The 20,522-nt window shown below is 56.8% G+C and carries 20 protein-coding genes; 19 read left to right on the forward strand and 1 reads right to left on the reverse strand.

The window, feature by feature from the left end; all coding sequences use genetic code 11:
• Positions 1 to 2: 2 nt before the first annotated feature.
• The 19 genes from rfbD (at position 3) to cysQ (ending at position 19,723) form a co-directional block, all read left to right on the forward strand.
• Positions 3 to 908 (forward strand): dTDP-4-dehydrorhamnose reductase, encoded by a 906-nt coding sequence (gene rfbD / locus GTW51_RS20340; protein ID WP_163045900.1) that lies wholly within the window; start codon positions 3 to 5, stop codon positions 906 to 908.
• 88 nt (positions 909 to 996) lie between these two features.
• Positions 997 to 1,887: a glucose-1-phosphate thymidylyltransferase RfbA gene (gene rfbA, locus GTW51_RS20345; RefSeq protein ID WP_163045881.1), complete on the forward strand. Its 891-nt coding sequence runs from the start codon at positions 997 to 999 to the stop codon at positions 1,885 to 1,887.
• Positions 1,884 to 3,242: a nucleotide sugar dehydrogenase gene (locus GTW51_RS20350; RefSeq protein WP_246233303.1), complete on the forward strand. Its 1,359-nt coding sequence runs from the start codon at positions 1,884 to 1,886 to the stop codon at positions 3,240 to 3,242. The genes rfbA and GTW51_RS20350 overlap by 4 nt, the downstream gene beginning before the upstream one ends.
• The gene (locus GTW51_RS20355) at positions 3,242 to 4,273 is read left to right on the forward strand and encodes an NAD-dependent epimerase (protein ID WP_163045882.1); all 1,032 of its coding nucleotides are present in this window, start codon (positions 3,242 to 3,244) and stop codon (positions 4,271 to 4,273) included. The genes GTW51_RS20350 and GTW51_RS20355 overlap by 1 nt, the downstream gene beginning before the upstream one ends.
• A gap of 118 nt (positions 4,274 to 4,391) precedes the next feature.
• Positions 4,392 to 4,943: a GNAT family N-acetyltransferase gene (locus GTW51_RS20360; protein WP_163045883.1), complete on the forward strand. Its 552-nt coding sequence runs from the start codon at positions 4,392 to 4,394 to the stop codon at positions 4,941 to 4,943.
• Positions 4,943 to 5,374, forward strand: coding sequence for a sugar 3,4-ketoisomerase (locus GTW51_RS20365; RefSeq protein WP_163045884.1), 432 nt, complete (start codon positions 4,943 to 4,945; stop codon positions 5,372 to 5,374). The genes GTW51_RS20360 and GTW51_RS20365 overlap by 1 nt, the downstream gene beginning before the upstream one ends.
• Entirely contained in the window at positions 5,371 to 6,468 is a 1,098-nt protein-coding gene (locus tag GTW51_RS20370) for a DegT/DnrJ/EryC1/StrS family aminotransferase (RefSeq protein WP_163045885.1), read from the forward strand. Before GTW51_RS20365 ends, GTW51_RS20370 begins: the two co-directional genes overlap by 4 nt.
• On the forward strand, positions 6,465 to 7,379 hold the full coding sequence (locus GTW51_RS20375; protein WP_163045886.1) for a hypothetical protein: 915 nt from the start codon (positions 6,465 to 6,467) through the stop codon (positions 7,377 to 7,379). The genes GTW51_RS20370 and GTW51_RS20375 overlap by 4 nt, the downstream gene beginning before the upstream one ends.
• Positions 7,380 to 7,415: 36 nt before the next feature.
• Positions 7,416 to 8,885, forward strand: a complete 1,470-nt coding sequence (locus GTW51_RS20380; RefSeq protein WP_203566207.1) for an O-antigen translocase — start codon at positions 7,416 to 7,418, stop codon at positions 8,883 to 8,885.
• Complete coding sequence (locus GTW51_RS20385; protein ID WP_163045888.1) at positions 8,882 to 9,904, forward strand: glycosyltransferase; 1,023 nt, start codon at positions 8,882 to 8,884, stop codon at positions 9,902 to 9,904. The genes GTW51_RS20380 and GTW51_RS20385 overlap by 4 nt, the downstream gene beginning before the upstream one ends.
• 32 nt (positions 9,905 to 9,936) lie before the next feature.
• Positions 9,937 to 10,548: a class I SAM-dependent methyltransferase gene (locus GTW51_RS20390; RefSeq protein ID WP_163045889.1), complete on the forward strand. Its 612-nt coding sequence runs from the start codon at positions 9,937 to 9,939 to the stop codon at positions 10,546 to 10,548.
• Positions 10,549 to 10,721: 173 nt separating this feature from the next.
• Positions 10,722 to 11,357: a glycosyltransferase domain-containing protein gene (locus tag GTW51_RS24660; RefSeq protein WP_425483295.1), complete on the forward strand. Its 636-nt coding sequence runs from the start codon at positions 10,722 to 10,724 to the stop codon at positions 11,355 to 11,357.
• A gap of 717 nt (positions 11,358 to 12,074) precedes the next feature.
• Positions 12,075 to 13,142 carry a glycosyltransferase family 4 protein gene (locus GTW51_RS20400; RefSeq protein WP_163045891.1) on the forward strand — a complete coding sequence of 356 codons (1,068 nt, stop codon included), beginning with the start codon at positions 12,075 to 12,077 and terminating at the stop codon, positions 13,140 to 13,142.
• A 127-nt stretch (positions 13,143 to 13,269) separates the two neighbouring features.
• Entirely contained in the window at positions 13,270 to 14,214 is a 945-nt protein-coding gene (locus GTW51_RS20405) for an EpsG family protein (protein ID WP_163045892.1), read from the forward strand.
• Between the two features lie 48 nt (positions 14,215 to 14,262).
• On the forward strand, positions 14,263 to 15,474 hold the full coding sequence (locus GTW51_RS20410; RefSeq protein ID WP_343034078.1) for a glycosyltransferase family 4 protein: 1,212 nt from the start codon (positions 14,263 to 14,265) through the stop codon (positions 15,472 to 15,474).
• Positions 15,475 to 15,533: 59 nt separating this feature from the next.
• Positions 15,534 to 15,824 carry a hypothetical protein gene (locus tag GTW51_RS20415; RefSeq protein ID WP_163045893.1) on the forward strand — a complete coding sequence of 97 codons (291 nt, stop codon included), beginning with the start codon at positions 15,534 to 15,536 and terminating at the stop codon, positions 15,822 to 15,824.
• A gap of 236 nt (positions 15,825 to 16,060) precedes the next feature.
• Positions 16,061 to 16,963 (forward strand): sulfate adenylyltransferase subunit CysD, encoded by a 903-nt coding sequence (gene cysD, locus GTW51_RS20420; RefSeq protein ID WP_163045894.1) that lies wholly within the window; start codon positions 16,061 to 16,063, stop codon positions 16,961 to 16,963.
• On the forward strand, positions 16,963 to 18,873 hold the full coding sequence (cysN, locus tag GTW51_RS20425) for a sulfate adenylyltransferase subunit CysN (protein ID WP_163045895.1): 1,911 nt from the start codon (positions 16,963 to 16,965) through the stop codon (positions 18,871 to 18,873). The genes cysD and cysN overlap by 1 nt, the downstream gene beginning before the upstream one ends.
• A 4-nt stretch (positions 18,874 to 18,877) precedes the next feature.
• Complete coding sequence (cysQ, locus tag GTW51_RS20430) at positions 18,878 to 19,723, forward strand: 3'(2'),5'-bisphosphate nucleotidase CysQ (protein WP_163045896.1); 846 nt, start codon at positions 18,878 to 18,880, stop codon at positions 19,721 to 19,723.
• Positions 19,724 to 19,752: 29 nt separating this feature from the next.
• Here the strand turns inward: cysQ and GTW51_RS20435 are convergent.
• On the reverse strand, positions 19,753 to 20,522 hold a 770-nt coding region (locus GTW51_RS20435), incomplete at its 5' end, for a tyrosine-type recombinase/integrase (protein WP_163045897.1).

Raw genomic sequence — 20,522 nt, forward strand, 5'->3', positions numbered from 1 at the left:
AATTGCGTGTCTTGGTGACAGGCCAAACTGGTCAGATCGCGCGATCGATGGGCGAGCTTCAGACGCCTCTGTTTGATTTCGTCAGCGTCGGGAGGCCGATCCTCGATCTGACCGACCGGGCATCTCTGGAAGCAGCGTTTGCGGATATTGAGCCGTTCGCTGTCGTCAACGCGGCAGCTTATACCGCCGTCGATAAGGCTGAGACGGAGGAGGCCGCAGCTTTTGCCGTCAACTGCGAAGGGGCAGGTGCCGTGGCAGCGGTCGCCCGAGGTCGCGGCATCCCGATTATCCATCTCTCGACGGACTATGTGTTCGCCGGCGACAAGGCGGGACCGTATGTCGAAGCCGACAAGCCGGATCCCCAGAGTGCCTATGGCCGATCGAAATTGGCGGGAGAGCAGGCGGTTGCTGCGGCGAACCCCGCACACGTCATCCTGCGCACGGCCTGGGTCTATAGCCCGTTCGGGAGCAATTTCCTGAAAACGATGCTGCGCCTTGCGGAGGATCGCGACGTCGTACGCGTCGTCGGCGACCAACAAGGGACGCCGACATACGCGCTAGACATTGCCGAGGGTATATCGGCCGTCTTGCGCCGGATTGCAGAAGATCCGGCCGGTTCTGAGTGGCGGGGCACGTACCACATGGTGGCCGAGGGTGAGGCGACTTGGGCCGAGTTTGCAGAGACAATCTTCGCCGAGGCTGAGAAGACAGGTCAAGCTGCGACGCGCGTGGAGGTGATCTCGACGGAGGAATATCCGACCCCGGCGAAGCGACCGGCGAATTCCCGTATGGCGACGAACGCTTTCCGCAAGCAGTTCGGGCATCAGCTGCCTGCGTGGCAAGCCGGAGTCGAGCGCTGTATCACAGCCATCAACTCGGGACTTGGCGTCATGGGGCGAACGTCATGAGAGGCCAGCGCAGTTCACGACGCAATGCCGGGTCAAGCTTGTGCCTGTCTAAGGCGTCACGGCAACATCATTGCGAGGGAGCCGCGTCGTGAAGGGCATCATTCTTGCAGGGGGCAGCGGAACACGGCTGCACCCGATGACGCTGACCGCTTCGAAGCAGTTGATGCCGGTCTACGACAAGCCGATGATCTATTACCCGCTTTCGACGCTGATGCTGGCAGGGATCCGGGATATCCTGATCATCTCGACGCCGGACGACCTGCCGCGTTTTCGTTCGCTGCTGGGTTCTGGCGATCGGTGGGGGGTGTGCTTCAGTTATGCGGAGCAGCCAAAGCCTGAGGGGTTGGCGCAAGCTTATATCATCGGGGAGGAATTCGTCGCTGGAGAGCCCTCGGCTCTTATCCTCGGAGACAATCTCTTTTATGGCCATGGCCTGCCGGAGCTCCTGACCCGGGCGGCGAGCCGCACCGATAGGGCGACCATTTTTGCGTATCATGTCGCTGATCCTGATCGATATGGGATCGTGACCTTTGATGGCGCAGGGCAGGCGATCTCGATCGAGGAAAAGCCGCGGCAGCCGAAATCGAGTTGGGCTGTGACGGGGCTCTACTTCTACGACGGCCAGGCGGCGACGATTGCCAAGAGCCTGAAGCCCTCCGCCCGGGGCGAACTGGAGATTACCGATCTCAACCGCGTCTACCTGGAACAGGGCAAGCTCGCAGTGGAGACAATGGGGCGGGGCTTCGCCTGGCTCGACACCGGCACCCCAGACTCCCTGCTTCAGGCCGCCGAGTTCGTGCGTACGCTCGAGCACAGGCAAGCTTTCAAGATCGCATGCCCGGAGGAAGTCGCCTTCGTTCAGGGCTATATCGACGCTGGAGCGCTCCGCGATCTGGGAGTTGCTCTCGGGAAAAGCGCGTATGGCCAATATCTCCAGCGCATCGCAGCCGAAGCACTGGATGGCGCGACGATCAAATGAGTGAAGCTATGAATGTGATTGCGCCTGTGGCTGCAGCGTTGGAAACCGGCCCGGCGTCGGCAGAAGCGAGAGAGCGCCTTAATTTTGATGGTCGCCCGATCGCCGTTGTGGGCTTAGGCTACGTCGGTTTGCCGCTGGCTGTCGAATTTGGCAAGAGCCGCCGGGTTATCGGTTTTGACATCAGGCGAGAACGCATCGAGGAATTGCAGCGCCGCGAAGACGAAACCCGGGAGGTCGACGCAGCCGGCCTGGGCGCTGCCGAGTTTGCAACGTTCAGCTTCGATGTAAATGAGATCGCCGAATGCGGCATTTTCATCGTGACGGTGCCGACCCCTATCGATCAGGCGAACCGCCCGGACCTAACACCGCTGATCCGCGCAACGGAGACGGTCGGAAAGGCAATGTCCGAGGGGGCGTTGGTCATTTATGAATCGACTGTCTATCCCGGCTGCACACGGGATGTCTGTGTTCCCATCCTGGAACGCCTGTCAGGCCTGAAGCTCAATGAGGGCTTCTTCGTCGGATATAGCCCGGAGCGGGCCAACCCCGGTGACAAGGAACACCGGGTGACGACGATCACCAAGGTAACCAGCGGGTCGACCCCGGAAGCTGCTGAAGCTGTTGACCAACTCTACGGGTCGATCGTTATCGCCGGGACGCATAAGGCGAGCTCGATCGAGGTCGCGGAAGCGGCGAAGGTGATCGAGAATACCCAGCGTGACCTCAATATCGCCCTCATGAACGAGCTGTCGATTATCTTCGACCGGCTGGGGATCGACACACTGGAAGTGCTGGAGGCGGCTGGGACCAAATGGAACTTCCTGCCTTTCCGGCCGGGCCTCGTTGGCGGGCACTGCATCGGCGTTGACCCGTATTACCTAACCCATCGGGCACAGGAGGCCGGTTATCACCCGGAGGTCATCCTGGCCGGCCGCCGGATCAACGACCGGATGGGCCACCATGTGGCGAACCAGATGGCGCGATTGATGATGAGCCGCCGCTTTCCAGTGGTCGGCAGTCGCATTCTCGTCATGGGCATCGCGTTCAAAGAGAACTGCCCGGATATTCGCAACTCGAAGGTCATCGACATCATTACCGAATTGAAGCAGTTCAACTCCAACGTTGACGTTTGGGACCCATGGGTAGCACCGGAAAACTGCCGGCGCGAGTTTGGGTTCGAATGCCTGACCGAGGCGCCGGAACTGAATAGCTATGATGGGATCGTCCTCGCTGTCGGACATCGCGAATTTGCTGCGATGGGAGCAGACGCCATCCGGGGGCTGGGCCGGGAGGGTGCAATATTCTACGACGTGAAGGGTGTCTTCACGAAAAGCGAGACGGACGGTCGACTCTGATGCGTATCCTGGTCACCGGCAACGCCGGCTTCATCGGCTATCATGTCGCCCGGCGCCTCCTCGAGCGCGGCGACAGCGTCATCGGCTTCGACGTCGTCAACGACTATTACGACCCGACCCTGAAGGAAGCCCGGCTGAAGCGCCTCGACGAGACGGCGGCGAGTTCGTCGGGAGAATATCACTTCGTCCGAGCCAATCTTGCCGACCGCGATGCCGTGGATGCCTGCTTCGCTACCCACCGGCCGGATCGGGTGATCCATCTCGCCGCGCAAGCGGGCGTGCGCTACTCGATCGAGAACCCGCACGCCTATGTGGAAAGCAACATCGTCGCATATACGAACATTCTGGAAGCCTGCCGGCATACCGAGGTTGAGCACCTTACCTATGCCAGCACATCCAGCGTCTACGGCGCCAACACCAACATGCCGTTCTCGGAGCACCGGCCGGCAGATCACCCGCTGCAATTCTACGCGGCGACGAAGCGCGCCAACGAATTGATGGCACACAGCTACAGCCATCTCTTCCGCCTGCCGACGACGGGCCTGCGCTTCTTCACGGTCTATGGCCCATGGGGACGTCCCGACATGGCGCTGTTCCTGTTCACCCGCAACATCTTGGCGGGAAAGCCGATAACCCTGTTCAACCATGGCAATCACACACGCGATTTTACCTTCGTCGAGGACATTGCCGAAGGCGTCATCCGCGCCAGCGACCAGCCGGCCGCGCCGAATGCAGAATGGGATTCCGCAAACCCGGATCCCGCGACGAGCAATGCGCCCTGGCGGCTGTTCAATATCGGCAACAACAACCCCGTCAAGCTGACCGCCTATGTGGAGGCACTGGAGGAAGCGCTTGGCCGGAAGGCGATCATCGAACGTCTGCCGCTTCAGCCAGGCGACGTGCCCGATACGTTCGCCGACACGACCGCATTGGAGACCGCCGTCGGCTACCGGCCGGCAACCACCGTGAAAGCCGGTGTTGGAGCCTTTGTGGACTGGTACCGCGAGTATTACGAGAGCGTGGCGTCGTAATGAATCTACATCTTAGCAAGCATTCACCCGCGTGGACGGCAGCGCTTTCCCTGCAAACCGATGGTCGAGCCTTTCCCGTTATGGGCGTCGCAACACTGAAGTACGAGTGACATAGCTGATGTCTATTCCCTCCCTCTCGAGAGTTGAAGGCATTCGCCTTTCACTACGTCTCATTCAACCTGATGACGCAGAATACCTTTATGAGCTGCGCACGAATCCTTCTTACAATCGCCATCTGTCGGAGGTTTCTGGAACCGTCGAGGACCAGAGGAAATGGATCCAAGGCTATAAATCCAAGGAAGTTTCTGGTGAACAGTACTACTTTATAATTGAACGCGGTGATGGGGTTCGCTGCGGCGTCGTTAGGCTTTATGATATCGGTGCCGAGAGTTTCACTTGGGGTAGCTGGATTCTCGATCACGAAAAGCCTTCCAAGGCCGCCCTGGAAAGTGCTCTCTTATCGTTTGGGGTGGGGTTTGATCTGTTGGGGAAGCGGTATGCCGATGTCGACGTCCGTATCGAGAACACACATGCGCTGGCCTTTTACCGTCGCCTAGGAATGACAGAAACCAGCTCGGATGAACTGAACATTTATCTCGTCTATACGCGCGACCGATTCAAAGCCGATCGCCCGGCCCACCTCATGGCGCTCCGAGCGGAGAAACAATAATGAGTTCGTCAGTGGTGAGAGCAAGAGGCGAAGTTCAGCTGATCAACCTGCCCCAGGTCCATGATCCAAGAGGCGATCTAACCTTTGTCGAAGGCGGCAATCACATCCCCTTTGACATAAAGCGCGTCTATTATCTCTACAACGTACCAGTCGATGCGGAGCGCGGTGGTCATGCTCACCGAGACCTCGAACAGATTGTGTTTGCACTCTCTGGCAGTTTCCGTCTGAAGATCGACGACGGGCGGCAGAAATCCGAGTATTGGTTGCGCGATCCGCGTAAAGGCCTTTACATCAGTCGTCTCATCTGGCGTGAAATGGACAGTTTCAGCCAAGGCGCTGTGTGCATGGTGCTTGCCTCTCATCCCTATGACGAAGGCGATTATTATCGCGATTACGACGGCTTCATCAGTGCCCTGAGGGACGACGTTTGATCCCCTTCCTCGATCTGAAAACGCCTCACATTGAGCTCCGCGCCGAGCTCGACGCGGCCATTGCTCGCGTTCTCGACAGTGGCTGGTACATCCTCGGTCCGGAGGTTGAAGCCTTCGAGACGGAATGGGCTGGCTACTGTGGGGCCAATCATGCGGTGGGTCTGGCGAACGGCCTCGATGCGCTGATCCTGGCACTGCGCGCGCTGGGGGTCAGTCCGGGGGATGAGGTCATCGTTCCGTCCAACACATATATCGCAACTTGGCTTGCGGTATCAGCCGTCGGGGCAAAGCCCGTGCCGGTCGAGCCCGATCCCGCGACGCATAACATCGACCCTGCGCGCATTGAAGCGGCGATCACTTCGCGCACGAAAGTCTTGTTGCCAGTCCACCTTTATGGCCAGCCAGCCGATCTCGACCCAATCCTGGCGATCGCGCGGCGGCATGGGCTCGCGGTCGTCGAGGACGCGGCCCAGGCACATGGCGCGCGCTACAAGGGCTGCCGCATCGGCGCACATGGTGACGTCGTCTGCTGGAGCTTCTATCCCGGGAAGAATCTTGGCGCGCTGGGGGACGGCGGGGCGGTCACTACGAACCGGGGCGACCTCGCCGAGAAGATCCAGGTGCTGCGCAACTACGGCAGCCGGGTGAAATACGTCAACGAGGTCCAGGGTGTTAATTCCCGCCTCGACCCGCTGCAGGCGGCGGTGCTTCGGGTCAAGCTGGCTCATCTCGATGCGTGGACAGAGCGCCGGAAGTCCATCGCCGCAATCTATGCTGAAGGGCTTGCCTCAATTGGCCTGATCCTGCCGCATGTTCCTGACGGGGTCGATCCGGCGTGGCATCTTTATGTCGTGCGCAGTACCGAGCGGGATGCGCTTCAGGCGCGCCTTACCGCAGCCGGTGTCGGGACGCTGATCCACTATCCGATCCCGCCTCACCGGCAGGAGGCGTATGCGGGGCTCGGACTGGCGCCCGACGCTCTGCCGATCGCGCGCAATCTGGCGGGCGAGGTGCTAAGCCTGCCAATGGGGCCGCATCTCTCCGAGTCACAAGCGCTCGACGCGCTCGATGCCATAAAAAGTTATGCCTTATGAGTGGGAAAATATTTCTTCATATCGGTCCTCCGAAAACAGCTTCCACGGCATTACAGATCGCACTAGAGAACTTAACCGCTCCGACCTACCGGTATCTAGGTGCATTGCAGCCGAGAAAACGTGATGGCGCCACAGTCGCCAATACTCTTCATAGGGCAGTCAATACCGGAGATCCAGATCTCATTCGCGATGTAAATTGCTCACTGAAAAATCTCGTCAGTCAAAACATGGTGTGTGCTTTGTCAGAGGAGATGCTTTCTTTGTATCAAAGAGGAATAACGACAGGAACGAAGATGCGCCGTTTGGGAGTAATACTGTCCGGACTGCCAGTAACTGTCGTTGTTACTATGCGTAATCCAGTTGATGCTATTCCATCATTGTATCAGGAAATTTTCGATGGTCTTGATCTTTCGTACAAGTTAAGCTTTAAAAGATTTTGTGAGAGCAATATAGTCGACTGTTACGATTACGAACTTATCGAGAAAGAATGTACAAATGCGGGGCTTCCGGAGATCCGCTGGCTGACATTTACTTCCATTGCCTCGAAGAAATTAAGCACAGAAGACGTATTCGGTACGGATGATCTTTGGGGTGCAGTGGATGTTGATTTTCAGGTCGTTAATGTAGGAAGCAAGTTGCCTGATGGTATTTCGCGCGAAATAAAACCGATTACGCTACGTTCGCTCGGCTCGCATTGGGCTGTGAAGAAAACCGTCGATGGACTTAGTTTAAGAGGTAGTAGAATATATTCCCTGGTCTCAAAATTATCTGGCTACGTCATCGTGCGTGATCGACGCTCGCGCGTTCTTACGGTTCCGAAGCTGATTGGTGAGCGCCTCACTAGAAACTACGAGCGACTTTGCACGGGTAATGGAAAGACGTTCGCCAACAGCAGTGATTTGAACAGTTAGGCGTTGGTGATGTCATCGCGCGGCATGATCAGATCGATGGCGATCATTGGCAGTGCGCAAGCGGCGAACGTGCTGATCTCGATCCTTCGCATCAAGGTCGTCGCACTGCTGCTCGGCCCGACCGGGATCGGCATCCTTAGCATCTACTCGAGTTTGCAGGGCACTGTCTCCACGGCGGCTGGCCTCGGCATGGGCTCGAGCGGCGTACGCCAGATCGCCAGCGTCAAGGGCGAGGAGCAGGCGTTGAGCCGGGTGCGCCGCGTGCTGTTCGCCGCACATCTGGTTCAAGGCGCGGTCGCCATGGTTATCGTGTGGCTGCTACGCGAGCAGCTTTCCGAGTGGCTGCTCGGCGATAGCGAACACGCGACCGAAGTGGGCCTCATCGGCGCCGCCATTCTGCTGACATTGCTGGGGACGGCGCAGACAGCGTTGCTGCAGGGCATGCGCCGGATCGGCGATCTTGGACGAGTGACGGTGCTCAGCGCCTTGGCCGGCACCATCGTGGGCTTGGCCTGCGTATGGCTCTATGGGACGCAGGGTCTGCTCGGGTTCGTGCTGGTCCAACCGCTCGCGACCATTGCGGTTGCCCTGCGCTACACGAAGCGCTTGCCAAAACCCAGTTCGGAACGCCCCGGTGCTGCTGAAATCTGGGAAATTTGGAAACCGATGGTCAAGCTCGGCTCCGCGTTCATGCTGGGCGGTTTGGCAACGGCCGCGACGCTTCTGCTGGTGCGCAGTCTAATCGCGCAGGATCTGGGTCTTGAGGCTGCTGGTCAATTTGCCGCTGCGTGGGGTATAACCATGACCTATGTCGGATTCCTCTTGGGCGCCATGGCGGCAGATTTTTATCCGCGGCTGACTGAGGTGATCCATGACCGAGAGGCGGCGAACCGGTTGATGAACGACCAGGCGCAATTGGGGCTGGCGATCGGCGGGCCTGTCCTGCTGCTCCTGATCGGCTTGGCTCCCTGGCTGATCGCGCTGCTCTATTCATCGGAGTTTGCCCCCGCGGCGAGCTTGCTACAGTGGCAGACGGTCGGCAATGTTTTCAAGCTCGCGAGTTGGGCGCTTGGTTTCTCCTTTGCCGCCGCTGCACGAGGCGGAATATTCCTATTGCTCCAGCTGAACTTCAACGGCCTGTTCCTGCTGATGCTCTGGCTGGGCCTAGCGCCTTTCGGGCTGATAGCGGCAGGGCCGGCCTTCATGCTGGCTTATATTATGCATTTTGCTGTTCTGAACGTGCTGATGCATCTCTTGCACGGGTTCCGGTGGCAGCGACTGTCCCTGCTGCTGCTGGCGCTTCACGCAACCCTAGCGCTGGGACTTCTCGTTCTGGCTCAAACGGCGCCTCTCTCGGCCGCCGTCGCGTCACCGATACTGGCATTGGCTACCGGAGTGATTGGACTTCGGATCGTGCTCATCAAAGTCGGTCCCGAAGGCCGCCTGGCCTTACTCTTGACCCGTGTTTATGCGGCCTTGGGCTGGCCACTTGTGAGGAATGTATGACCGCCACTGATCTGCATAATCGACCGCTAGTTACTTTCGCGGTCTTCGCTTATAATCAGGAACGATACATACGTGAAGCTGTCGAAGGGGCGTTCGCTCAGACGTACGAGCCGCTGGAGATCATCCTTTCAGACGATTGTTCGAGGGACCGCACATTCAACATTATGCAAGACATGGCTGCCAACTATAAGGGGCCGCACGTCGTTAGGGTCCGCCGGAACGCAAATAACATTGCAACCTTCGGTCACTTAATGAGTGTATGCAGAGAATCTGCAGGCGAGTATATAGTTGTTGCTGCCGGAGACGACATATCCCACGCGGAAAGAACAACCAAAATTGTATCGTTTATGTTGAGAAATCGTCTTTCGGCGGCAAGTTCAATAGCCGAGCGGTTTGCTGGAGAGGGCGGCAACAACAGATCGCTGGGCTTAACTACACCGATCTACACACGGTACGACAGGATTTTTTCAGATCGTTCTGTTGTAAGGATACATGGGGCAACAGCTGCGTATCGAAAATCGGCACTTCCATTGGACATTCCAGTGACGCAACGCCTCCTGACTGAGGATACAGTGCTAGAGACATATTTTGCTTGGGCGGCGGAAAGAGTAGAATTTTTACACGAAAATTTGATTTATTATCGGGTCCACGCAGACAATACTTCACACAGAATGGCGGCGGACTCATCTTCTGAGATTGCGAACTCGGAGATACGTCTCTGCCGAATGAAGGGCGAAGCAGCAAAATCCATAGAGTTTCTGATGGAATGCATCATTCGAGAAGATGCGGAACTTCATAACGAAACGAATCGTGAAATACTGCTAAGAGCATCACGTAAGTTGAGTTATCTTCGCAAAAGAATGGAGTGGTACGATCTTTCGCTATTTCAGAGAATCAGAATATTCAGAGAGTTCAATTATTACGACGGATTCTTCGGAGGGCTGTCGAGACTAATGGGTATGAAAGCATATGTTACCACTAAGAAAACGATAAATCTAATCAAGCAGAGCGGGAATTAGAGAATCTAATGTTGATGGATAAATCCGGAGTGATGGCACAGATCTCACAGGCTACGCCTGCGAGGCTTGAAATTGGCGTCGGTCATAAGAAGCGCGATCCAATGGCCGTTGGTATAGATATTATTGACACAGCAGCCGCCGATATCGTCGGGGATGCACTAGAGGTCTTAAGAAATCTTCCTTCCTTGAGCATAACATCTATCCAGTCCTTTCATGTCTTTGAGCATCTTGACGACATTCCGGGGGTCATGCACGAGGTCGAGCGAATCCTCGTTACTGGTGGGGAGATGACTGTAGTAGTTCCACACTTTTCAAATCCATTCTACTACAGCGACCCGACGCATCGGAACTTTTTCGGTTTATATACGTTCTCATATTATTGTCATGATCAGCTATTTCGTCGCACTGTACCCACTTATTCTCGACAAAAAGGCTTATCGCTAGTCCATGTTCGCCTTGTATTCAAAAGCTTTCCGCCCAGATACATAGCGTTCCTAATACGAAAGGGGTTTGAAGTCGTCTTCAACGCCTGTAACTGGGCCAAGGAAATATATGAAGACTCATTTTCTAACGTTATATCTTGCTATGAGATAAAGTATGTTATTAGGAAGGTGAACGGGAACGAGAACGGATCACGTTCATGAGTGAGCGTCGATCAGATGGAGTAAAATCTGGAAGCCACGATTTTCGAGATGTACTAGACTTGGCTTCCCGGCTTGCTCCATTGAAATATTCCGATGAGGTTGTTTACTCCGTATTATTTGGTGAATACGACAGTCCGCCTAGGTTAAGTGGTAGCACGAAGGCGGATTGTTTTATGTTCACAGATCGACCGGATAAAATATGTTTACCGTGGCGCGCGGTCTATGTAGATCCTTCGTCTTTTGGATTCCGGCGAACAGGACGTTATTTGAAGTGCCTCTCGCACATTATTTTTCCAGATGCACGAGTGAGCGTTTATTTTGACGCATCGTTCTTGATGCTCCGATCTTTAGATGACATTCTGTCCGACCACGAAGATACGAATTTCGCGCTATTCCGTCACCCGCAGAGAGATGACATAGAGACCGAGGCGGTTGCTTGCAAAAGAGCGCTAAAAGACGATAACACTACAATCGACGCCCAAGTCTTTAGGTATCGTTCAAAGGGGCTGCCGACGCCTTCTTCATGCTATGCAACCGGAGTGCTGGTTAGGAACCATAAAAACGAGAGCGTCCGTCGCGTGAACATGGCTTGGTGCTTTGAGATATATACGGGAAGTGTTCGTGATCAGATCAGCCTTCCGTATGTACTCTGGTCAGAGAACCTGACTCCAGACGAAATAAAAGGAAATATATATTATAATCGTTACCTTGTTCCGGGATCCCATGCCGGCGATAGTTGGTGGGCGCGCCTGCGACGACAGGCCGGTATACTTGTGTTTCGTTTGTTTGGATCTCGGACAGAAAAATAATAGCGGGTCATTATATGATGTTTTCTTAAATCAGAAGCATCGTTCGGCACTGTCGGAGCTGCGTGAGAGAGCGCCTATAATTAGCAGGCATCTAAAGAAGCCGGCAAAGTGTGGGGATCGACATTTGATTTTGATTGCTGATGTGGGCTGAGCGGGGATTTCCTGGATGAAGCGGCCACCCTTTACAGCGCCGGCGGCTACACTCGTCGCTTGATAAATTCGCCTCGCCGACAGGTCATCCTGCCTTGATACCAGGGGCGGGGTGACGGCATAAGAGCATTTCGTCGCTCGGCTTTTTGTCTCCAAGCCCGGTGTTCGAGGAGAGTCGTGTCGCCGGCGATGAAAAGGGGGCGTCATCGGCGCTTTTTCGAGGGTCCGCTCGGCGTGAAGACCATAAAAAATTGTGCCCTAACAGGACCGGTTTTTTGGGGAAAAAATGGGTTCTAGGGTACCAAGCACGCCAATTTGCTAAGGCGTGCCCCGTCTCGCTAATAGCTAAGTGGTGAACATGCAGACGATTCTCGGAGAAACCACTGCCAGTCTGGTACTTTGCAGTTTATGCGGAGACGGGCGTCGCCAAGCAATCGGGAACCTCCTGACATTTGTCGTTCATCCGGGCATCCCGGCAGGTTCTATCAGGAGGGGACAAGGGAATTACTCGTTTGCCAGTGGGGAGCTGTGGTATCTGAGGGATGTACCGACGGCTGGTCGCATGAAATGAGGATTCTCGCCCTGACCCGCTATGACGATCTGGGTGCTAGCAGCCGATTGCGTACCTATCAGTATCAACCCTTTCTGCAGCGGGAGGGGATCGAGCTAGACATCCAGCCATTCTTCGATCGCGGGTACCTCGAATCGTTGTACGGCGGAGTCCGCCGGCGTGCTGCTTGGCTGGATGGTGTCCGGCGGCGGACGATCGCACTGCGCGGTGTCCGACACGATGCCGTATGGATCGAGAAGGAGGCATTGCCGTGGGTGCCGTGGGCAATCGAGGCGCGCCTCTGGCCGCAAGACCTGCCAGTGATCGTAGACTATGACGATGCGATCTTTCACCGTTATGACGAACATAGGTCGCCTTTGGTACGCAGAGTGTTCGGGACCAAAATTGACAAGATCATGCGGCGCGCCGACCTCGTCGTAGCAGGAAGCCGATACTTGGCCGATCGTGCCAGCAGTGCGGGGTGCCGGCACATCGAATTGATACCGACAGTGATCGACCTCGACCGGTATCCGGAAGCGTCGAGTCATCAGCCTGAAGCGGGGCCAGTTCGCATCGGATGGATAGGCTCGCCGAGCACCGCGCACTACCTGCGGCCCATCGGGGAACTTCTCCGGCAGATGTCACACGAAACGCCAATCGATTGCGTCGCGATCGGTGCGCGTCCGGATCAGCTGGCCGGCGGTCCGTTTCACGCGGAGCGGTGGACAGAACACAGTGAAGTATCAGCGCTACGCGGGTTGGATATCGGGATCATGCCCCTGCCCGACGAGCCGTGGGAGCGCGGCAAGTGCGGTTACAAACTGATCCAGTATATGGCTTGCGGCCTTCCGGTCATAGCCTCTCCGGTCGGGGCCAACCGTGAAATCGTGCAACATGGGGAAAACGGTTATCTTGCCGAGGGGCTGGATGAGTGGCGCAATGCCATTGCTAAGCTGGTCGGCAGTACCCTGATACGAAGAAGCTTAGGCAGCGCTGGAAGACGAGGCGTTGAAGCCCGATTCACGCTCCAGGTACAATCACCGCAGCTCGTTTCGCTCCTCCGGTCGCTTGTTTTGCCGAGATGATCCAAGTCAAGAAGGCATACAATCGATAATGCTTCCGTATTGGTTACTCTTTGCCATCCCCGCTTTCGCTGCTACTGCTGAACGTGCACGTCGTGGCAACGTACGTCCGTGTGGATCTCTCTGGGTAATGTTCTTCATAATTATCGCGTTATTCATTGGCCTGCGTCATGAGGTTGGTGCAGACTGGTATAGTTATATCGGTCATTTGGAGCGTGCGTCATATATCTCCTTTACAGAAATACTTTTCGACGGAGATCCCGGCTATGTCTTCCTAAATTGGTTTGCCGGGCGGCTCGGACTTGGCGTATGGGCAGTCAATCTCGGCTGTGGGGTCATCTTTGCGTTCGGCTTGATCGCCTTCGCACTGCAGCAGCCACGTCCTTGGCTCTGCATCGTCGTGGCGATCCCTTACCTCGTCATCGTGGTGGCCATGGGATACAGCCGCCAAGGCGTGGCGATAGGCGTAGCTCTGCTAGGGCTGGTTGCGCTGTCCAAAGGGTCTGTTTTCAGATTTGTCCTTTGGGTGGCGTTGGCCGCAACATTTCACAAAACTGCAATCGCGATCGTACCTATTGCGATGCTCGCTGGCACCGAGAATCGGGTTTGGACAACGGTCTGGGTGGCAGCGTCTGGTCTCGTGCTTTATTTTGTCTTCCTGATCGATAATGTCGATACGCTATATACGCGATATTTCGAAGGTAATTATGAGTCAGACGGCGCATTGATCCGTGTTTCCATGAATGCAGTGCCTGCCATGATCTATATATTATTTCGGAAGCGATTTCAGGGCCAGGCTACGGAAAGAAAGCTTTGGTTTTATTTCTCCATAGCCGCCATATGCTTTATACCGATCCTGATGGTCTCTCCGTCTACGACGGCGGTGGATCGAATTGCGTTATATTTGATCCCGGTTCAGCTATTCGTATTCTCGCGTCTGCCTGACGCGCTTGGTCGCCAAAACGCGCATGTGTTCGTTGTGGGGGTGGTCCTGTATTCGGCGCTGGTGCAGTTCGTCTGGCTGCATTTTTCCAACCATTCGTCGGCGTGGATCCCATACAGCGTGGACATCTAGAAAAGCGCATTGCCAGTGCGGTGAGGCGCGAGAAATGAGGGGGACGCGGTGGACATCAGAACCGAAGATGAGACGATGGTTGGCCCAAGGCGCATCCTGATTGCCATCAACACGTCGTGGAACATTCATAACTTTCGCAGCGGCTTGATCCGAGCGCTCGTGGCCCAGGGCTACGAAGTGGTCGCTGCGGCACCCCGAGACGACTATTCGGAGCGTCTTGCGGAAACTGGATGTCGTTACGTTTCGCTGCCGATGGACAACAAGGGCACGTCGCCGCTGAACGACCTTCTATTGACGCTACGATTTTGGCGGCTGCTGCATGAGGAGAAGCCCGACATTTTCCTAGGCTATACGATAAAGCCAAATATCTACGGATCAATCGCTGCCCGCGTGCACCGTATTCCTGCGATCAACAACATCGCTGGCCTCGGCGTGGCCTTCGGAGGCGTCAACTGGTTGAATCGCCTCGTCAAGAAACTCTACCGGATCGGACTTGGTAGCGCCTCGAAGGTGTTTTTCCAGAATGACGACGACCGTCGCCTGTTCATCGATGAGAAGATCGTAAGGCCGGATGTGACGGCTCTGCTTCCGGGCTCGGGGATCGATTTGGCCCGCTTTTGCCCCACGGAGACGGCTGACAGATCGACGGGGGCCGATTTCACGTTCCTGTTGGTGGCGCGGCTCCTTTGGGACAAAGGCATTGCCGAATATGTCGAAGCTGCGCGTCTTGTACGATCACGCATCCCGGACGCGAGGTTTCAAATTCTTGGGTTTCTAGACGTGGAGAGCCGCGGTGTCGTGCCCAGAGACACGATGAATGCGTGGATTGCCGAAGGGATCATCGAGTATCTGGGGGTCACTGACGATGTTCGGCCTCCCTTGTCCGGTGCTGACTGCGTAGTGCTGCCGTCCTACTACCGTGAAGGAACGCCTCGAAGTCTCCTGGAAGCAGCCGCAATGGGCCGACCCATCATCACGACCAACTGGGTGGGCTGCCGAGACGTCGTCGATGACGGGATCAATGGCTATCTCTGCCGTCCACGCGATGCTTCGGATCTGGCAGCGAAGATGCTGGCGATGGCCGAACTCGACGACCAGGCGCGGACAACGATGGGACGCGCCGGCCGCGCCAAGATGGAGCGCGAGTTCGACGAGTCGATCGTCGTGTCGCGTTATCTCGAAGCCATCCAGAAGATCCTTGGGCGCGACAATGCTCTTCATCGCCTGCCATCACCGATAGCACCGGCAGCTGACGGCTAGGCGCGAATTACAGCCTGCCTGGAGGAGACCATTGAGATAGGGAACGGATGCTGGAATTCTTGAAGCGGGGGATCGTCGACACGACGAGCCTGTCGCGGGACGCGCTGCACATTCACATTGGGCTGCTGATCATGGTGCTCGGCTTCGTGTTCCTCGGCAGTTTCCGGCGCTTGGCCCTGCTTTGGAGCGCGGTCTTGGCGGCGGCAGTCGTGAACGAGCTTTTCGATCTACACGCCTGGTATGGGTGGACCGGCGGCTTCAACTGGGCGGACAGCATCCACGATCTTATCAACACGATGCTCTGGCCGACGGCCTTCCTGATCACAGCCCGAATCCGAAAGTGGCGCTGAGGTGCAAGGTGATGTTAGCAACAGCCATAGTGTAGAGCAGCGGACCTTGCGCCCCAAAGAATCGATCGCTCTGCGTTTGAGTTTTCTATTGTCTGGTTCGTGCCGGAATCGATTCCATGTGGGCGAGGTGGAGGGAAAGGTCCGTCACAGGTCAAATGCATTCACTGTGGTTGAGGAAGCGAATGGTTTGATCTAAACGATGACCTGATCCTGAACCCTCCGAGCGGGACTCGACGATGCGTACGGCCTCACACCTCCATCGGCTTGAAGCCGAGTCGATCCATATCATGCGGGAGGTGGCAGCCAGCTTTTCGGAGCCGGTCATGCTCTACTCCATAGGCAAGGATTCCGCGGTCATGCTGCACCTTGCCATGAAGGCCTTCTACCCCGGCAAGCCGCCATTTCCGCTGCTTCATGTCGACACGACCTGGAAGTTCCGCGAGATGATCGCGTTCCGCGACCGGATGGTCTCCGAATTGGGATTAGATCTGCTGGTGCACACGAACGAGGAGGGGGTGAAAGATGGCATCGGACCGTTCACGCACGGCTCCAATACGCACACCCACGTCATGAAAACGGTGGCACTGCGTCAAGCGCTCGATAAATACGGCTTCAATGCAGCCTTCGGCGGAGCAAGGAGGGATGAGGAAAAGAGCCGGGCAAAAGAACGAATATTTTCGTTTCGCGATGCGCGGCACGGCTGGGATCCGAAGAACCAGCGGCCCGAGATGTGGAAGATCTATAACACCCGCGTTGCGCAAACAGAGTCGATACGGGCGTTTCCGCTCTCCAATTGGACGGAACTCGACATCTGGCAGTACATCCTTCAGGACAACATCCCCATCGTTCCCCTATATTTCGCCAAGCAGCGGCCGGTCGTGGAGCGCGACGGCATGCTGATGATGGTCGACGACGACCGCATGAAGCTCTTGCCGGGGGAGGTTGTGCAGAACCGCAAGGTCCGGTTCCGTACGCTCGGCTGTTATCCGCTGACCGGTGCAATCGATTCCGGCGCCGAGACGTTGGAAGAGATCGTCGAGGAAATGTTGATCGCTCGTACCTCCGAACGGCAGGGTCGGATGATCGACCGCGACGAAGCCGGTTCAATGGAGAAGAAAAAGCGTGAAGGGTATTTCTGATGGATACCGACGCCGCGAATACCCTCTTCAAGCCTTCCCGTGACTTGCAAAGCAATTTGGCCCATCAGGAGCAGAAGTCGCTTCTGCGTTTCCTTACCTGCGGCTCCGTGGATGACGGCAAATCTACGCTCATCGGACGGTTGCTTTACGACACCAAGCTCATCTTTGAGGACCAGCTCGCCGCTTTGGAGACCGACTCGCGAAAACACGGAACGACCGGGGATGACATCGACTTTGCGCTGCTCGTCGATGGTCTTGAAGCCGAGCGCGAGCAAGGCATCACCATTGATGTCGCCTACCGCTTTTTCGCTACGGCGAAGCGCAAGTTCATTGTCGCCGATACGCCGGGGCACGAGCAGTATACGCGCAATATGGCCACCGGCGCCTCGACCGCCGACCTGGCAATCGTCCTGGTCGACGCCCGCAGCGGCATTTTGCGCCAGACGCGCCGCCACACATTCATTGCCTCGCTGCTCGGTATTAGCCAGATCGTGCTGGCGATAAACAAAATCGATCTGGTCGACTACGATCAGGCGGTATTTGACCGCATTGCAGCCGAATATTTGGACTTTGCTAAGGATTTAGACTTCGCGGCGATATCCCCTATACCGGTTTCGGCGCGCTACGGCGACAACGTCACGGCGCACTCGCATAACATCCCGTGGTATGGCGGTCCCGCCCTGCTGGACCATTTGGAAAATGTTCCTGTCGGGCAAACAGAGGCGGAAAGACCCTTCCGTTTTCCAGTTCAGTACGTCAACCGGCCAAATCTCGACTTCAGGGGATTCAGCGGAACGATCGCCTCCGGCAGGGTCGCGCCGGGCGATCACGTCGTCGTCGCCAAATCGGGAAAATCCTCCAGGGTCGCGCGGATCGTGACGCATGGCGGGGACCGTGAGACGGCAGTCGCCGGCGACGCGGTCACTATCGTGCTCGAGGATGAGATCGAAGTCTCCCGCGGAAATATGCTTGTGAGCCCTGGCGCCCGACCGGATGTGGCGGATCAGTTCGCAGCGGACATCGTCTGGTTCGACGATCAGCCGCTTTTGCCGGGCCGTACCTACATCTTGCGTACGGAGACCGACCAGACCTCAGCTTCGATTACATCGCTGAAGTATCGAATAAACATAAACAGTTTCGCGCACGAGGCGGTGAAGTCCCTCGGTTTGAACGAGATAGGCTCGTGTAATATATCCACCCAACAGCCGATCGCCTTCGACGCCTATGCAGACAACCGTTCTACCGGCGCTTTCATCCTGATCGACCGAATTTCCAACCGGACAGTCGGTGCCGGCCTGATCCGACACGCGCTGCGGCGCGCCGCTAACGTGCATTTGCAGGCGCTCGACATCGATAAGGCCGCTCGTGCCGAAATGAAGCACCAGAAGCCAGTCGTGCTATGGTTCACCGGGCTTTCCGGGTCAGGCAAGTCGACGGTCGCGAACCTCCTGGAAAAGAAGCTGCACTTCCAAGGGCGTCACACCTACATTCTCGACGGCGACAACGTCCGGCATGGACTGAACCGCGACCTCGGCTTCACCGAGGAAGATCGCGTAGAGAACATCCGCCGCGTTGCCGAGACGGCGAAGTTGATGGTGGATGCCGGTCTGATCGTGCTGGTCTCCTTCATCTCGCCCTTTCGGGCCGAGCGTCGAATGGCGCGCGAAATGATGGGCGAAGGCGAGTTCGTGGAGATCTTTATCGACACGCCGTTCGAAGAATGCGCCGGGCGCGACCCCAAAGGGCTTTACGCAAAGGCCGCGAGAGGCGAAATCAAGAATTTCACGGGTGTCGACTCTCCTTACGAGCAGCCGGAGAATGCCGATATCCATCTCCGGACACTCGAGAATCAGCCAGAAGATCTCGTGGACGAGATCGAAGCGTGGCTGAACGACCGCGGAATAGCCTGACAAGATGATCAACACGAACCTTAGCGACGTTGCGATCCTCGCACTTTTTGAGGATTTAGCCTTGGAGGCCGGCCGGGCGATCATGGACGTCTACAGGTCGGACTTCGCGACTGCTAAAAAATCCGACTGTTCCCCTGTGACTGAGGCTGATAACGCGGCCGAAAAGGTCATCCTCACAGGTCTTCGTGAAAAGCTGGACGGGCTCGTTTGTATCGCAGAGGAGGAGATATCCAGCGGAATGGTGCCCGCCGGACTGGGAGAGGAGTTTATCCTGATTGATCCGCTGGACGGGACGAAAGAATTCATAGGCCGCAAGGCGGATTTCACGGTCAACATCGCCCTGATACGCGGCGGTGTGCCGGCCATTGGCGTCGTCTTCGCGCCGGCCCGCGGCGAGATATTTTCCGGTGGTTCGGGAGAGGCTACCCGGGCGATGGTTGCTGCAGAGTATCGGCTAGAGAGGCGGACGGTGGTTCGGGTAAGGGCTCGTAGCTCGCCGCCTCGAATTGTCGCCAGCCGTTCACACCGCACGCCCGAGACGGATGCTTTCATCGCGACTTTCCCTGGCGCGGAGACGGTGGCGGTCGGCTCGTCCTTGAAGTTTTGCCTGCTGGCAAGCGGTGAAGCGGACGTCTACCCACGCTTTGGCCGTACGATGGAGTGGGATACGGCAGCAGGAGATGCAGTTCTGCGCGCCGCCGGTGGATCGACCCGCTTGGTCAACGGCGGCGACCTCATATACGGCAAACGCAACCAAGTCGGCGATGTCGACTTCGCTAACCCGTGGTTTATCGCGACGGGAACTGCAACTGATGGAGACGAAAGGGAGGTTAAAAGGCTGCAGGTCTAAGGCGCAGGCGAACGAGTCCCGGAATCTCGCTACGCCCACACATTATGCTCAGCGGATTCGAGATATCGGGTCAGAACCGCAAGGGATTTCCAGCCGCCGGCGCGCATGATGGCTGCCGTGTCATGCCCCGCAATAAGAAGATCCTGAGCTGCCCCGACGCGCATCGAATGTCCGCTGAACATCAAGATCTCTGCCGGGTCGACACCGGCCAGTGCCGCTCCCGATTTGATGAGGCGCTTAACGCTGGTAGCGCTCAGGCTGCGGTCGATTGGCTTGCCTCTATAGATAGGGCAAAAAAGGTATTGGCCTCCTCCGCGCCACTCGAGCCAATCGTTGAGAAGTTGGCTGGTTGACGGCGAGGTGAATGCCAGTCGGCCATTCCCAAACGGATCGGCCTTGCTTCGAGGAATCAAAACCTGATGTGTGCCATCGGGCCTGAATTCGACATCGCTCTGTTTAAGGGCGACCAGTTCAGAGCGGCGTGCCAGGATCTCATACCCGAGGGCCAGCATCGATTTGTTTCGGACCCCCCATGGCGTCGCAGGCTGGGCAGTGATGAAACGATCGAGGTATGACTTGTTCAGCCCTTTTGCCTGACGGGGACGCACCGCTTTCGCACGGCGAACTCGCCGAATGGCGAGCTGAACCTCCTCATCGAGCGTGGGATCCTCTAGCTGGCCACCCGCAAGAACCTCGCCTGGCGGGTGATTTCGTGATTCACTTGGCCTGTCATGATTTGGAGGCAGGTCGATGGAGCAACGGTCGCTTTTCGGTCTCTCGGAGCATCTGGAGCGCCTGA

Origin of the sequence: Aurantimonas aggregata (genome assembly GCF_010500835.1) — a bacterium.
GTDB classification, from domain to species: domain Bacteria; phylum Pseudomonadota; class Alphaproteobacteria; order Rhizobiales; family Rhizobiaceae; genus Aurantimonas; species Aurantimonas aggregata.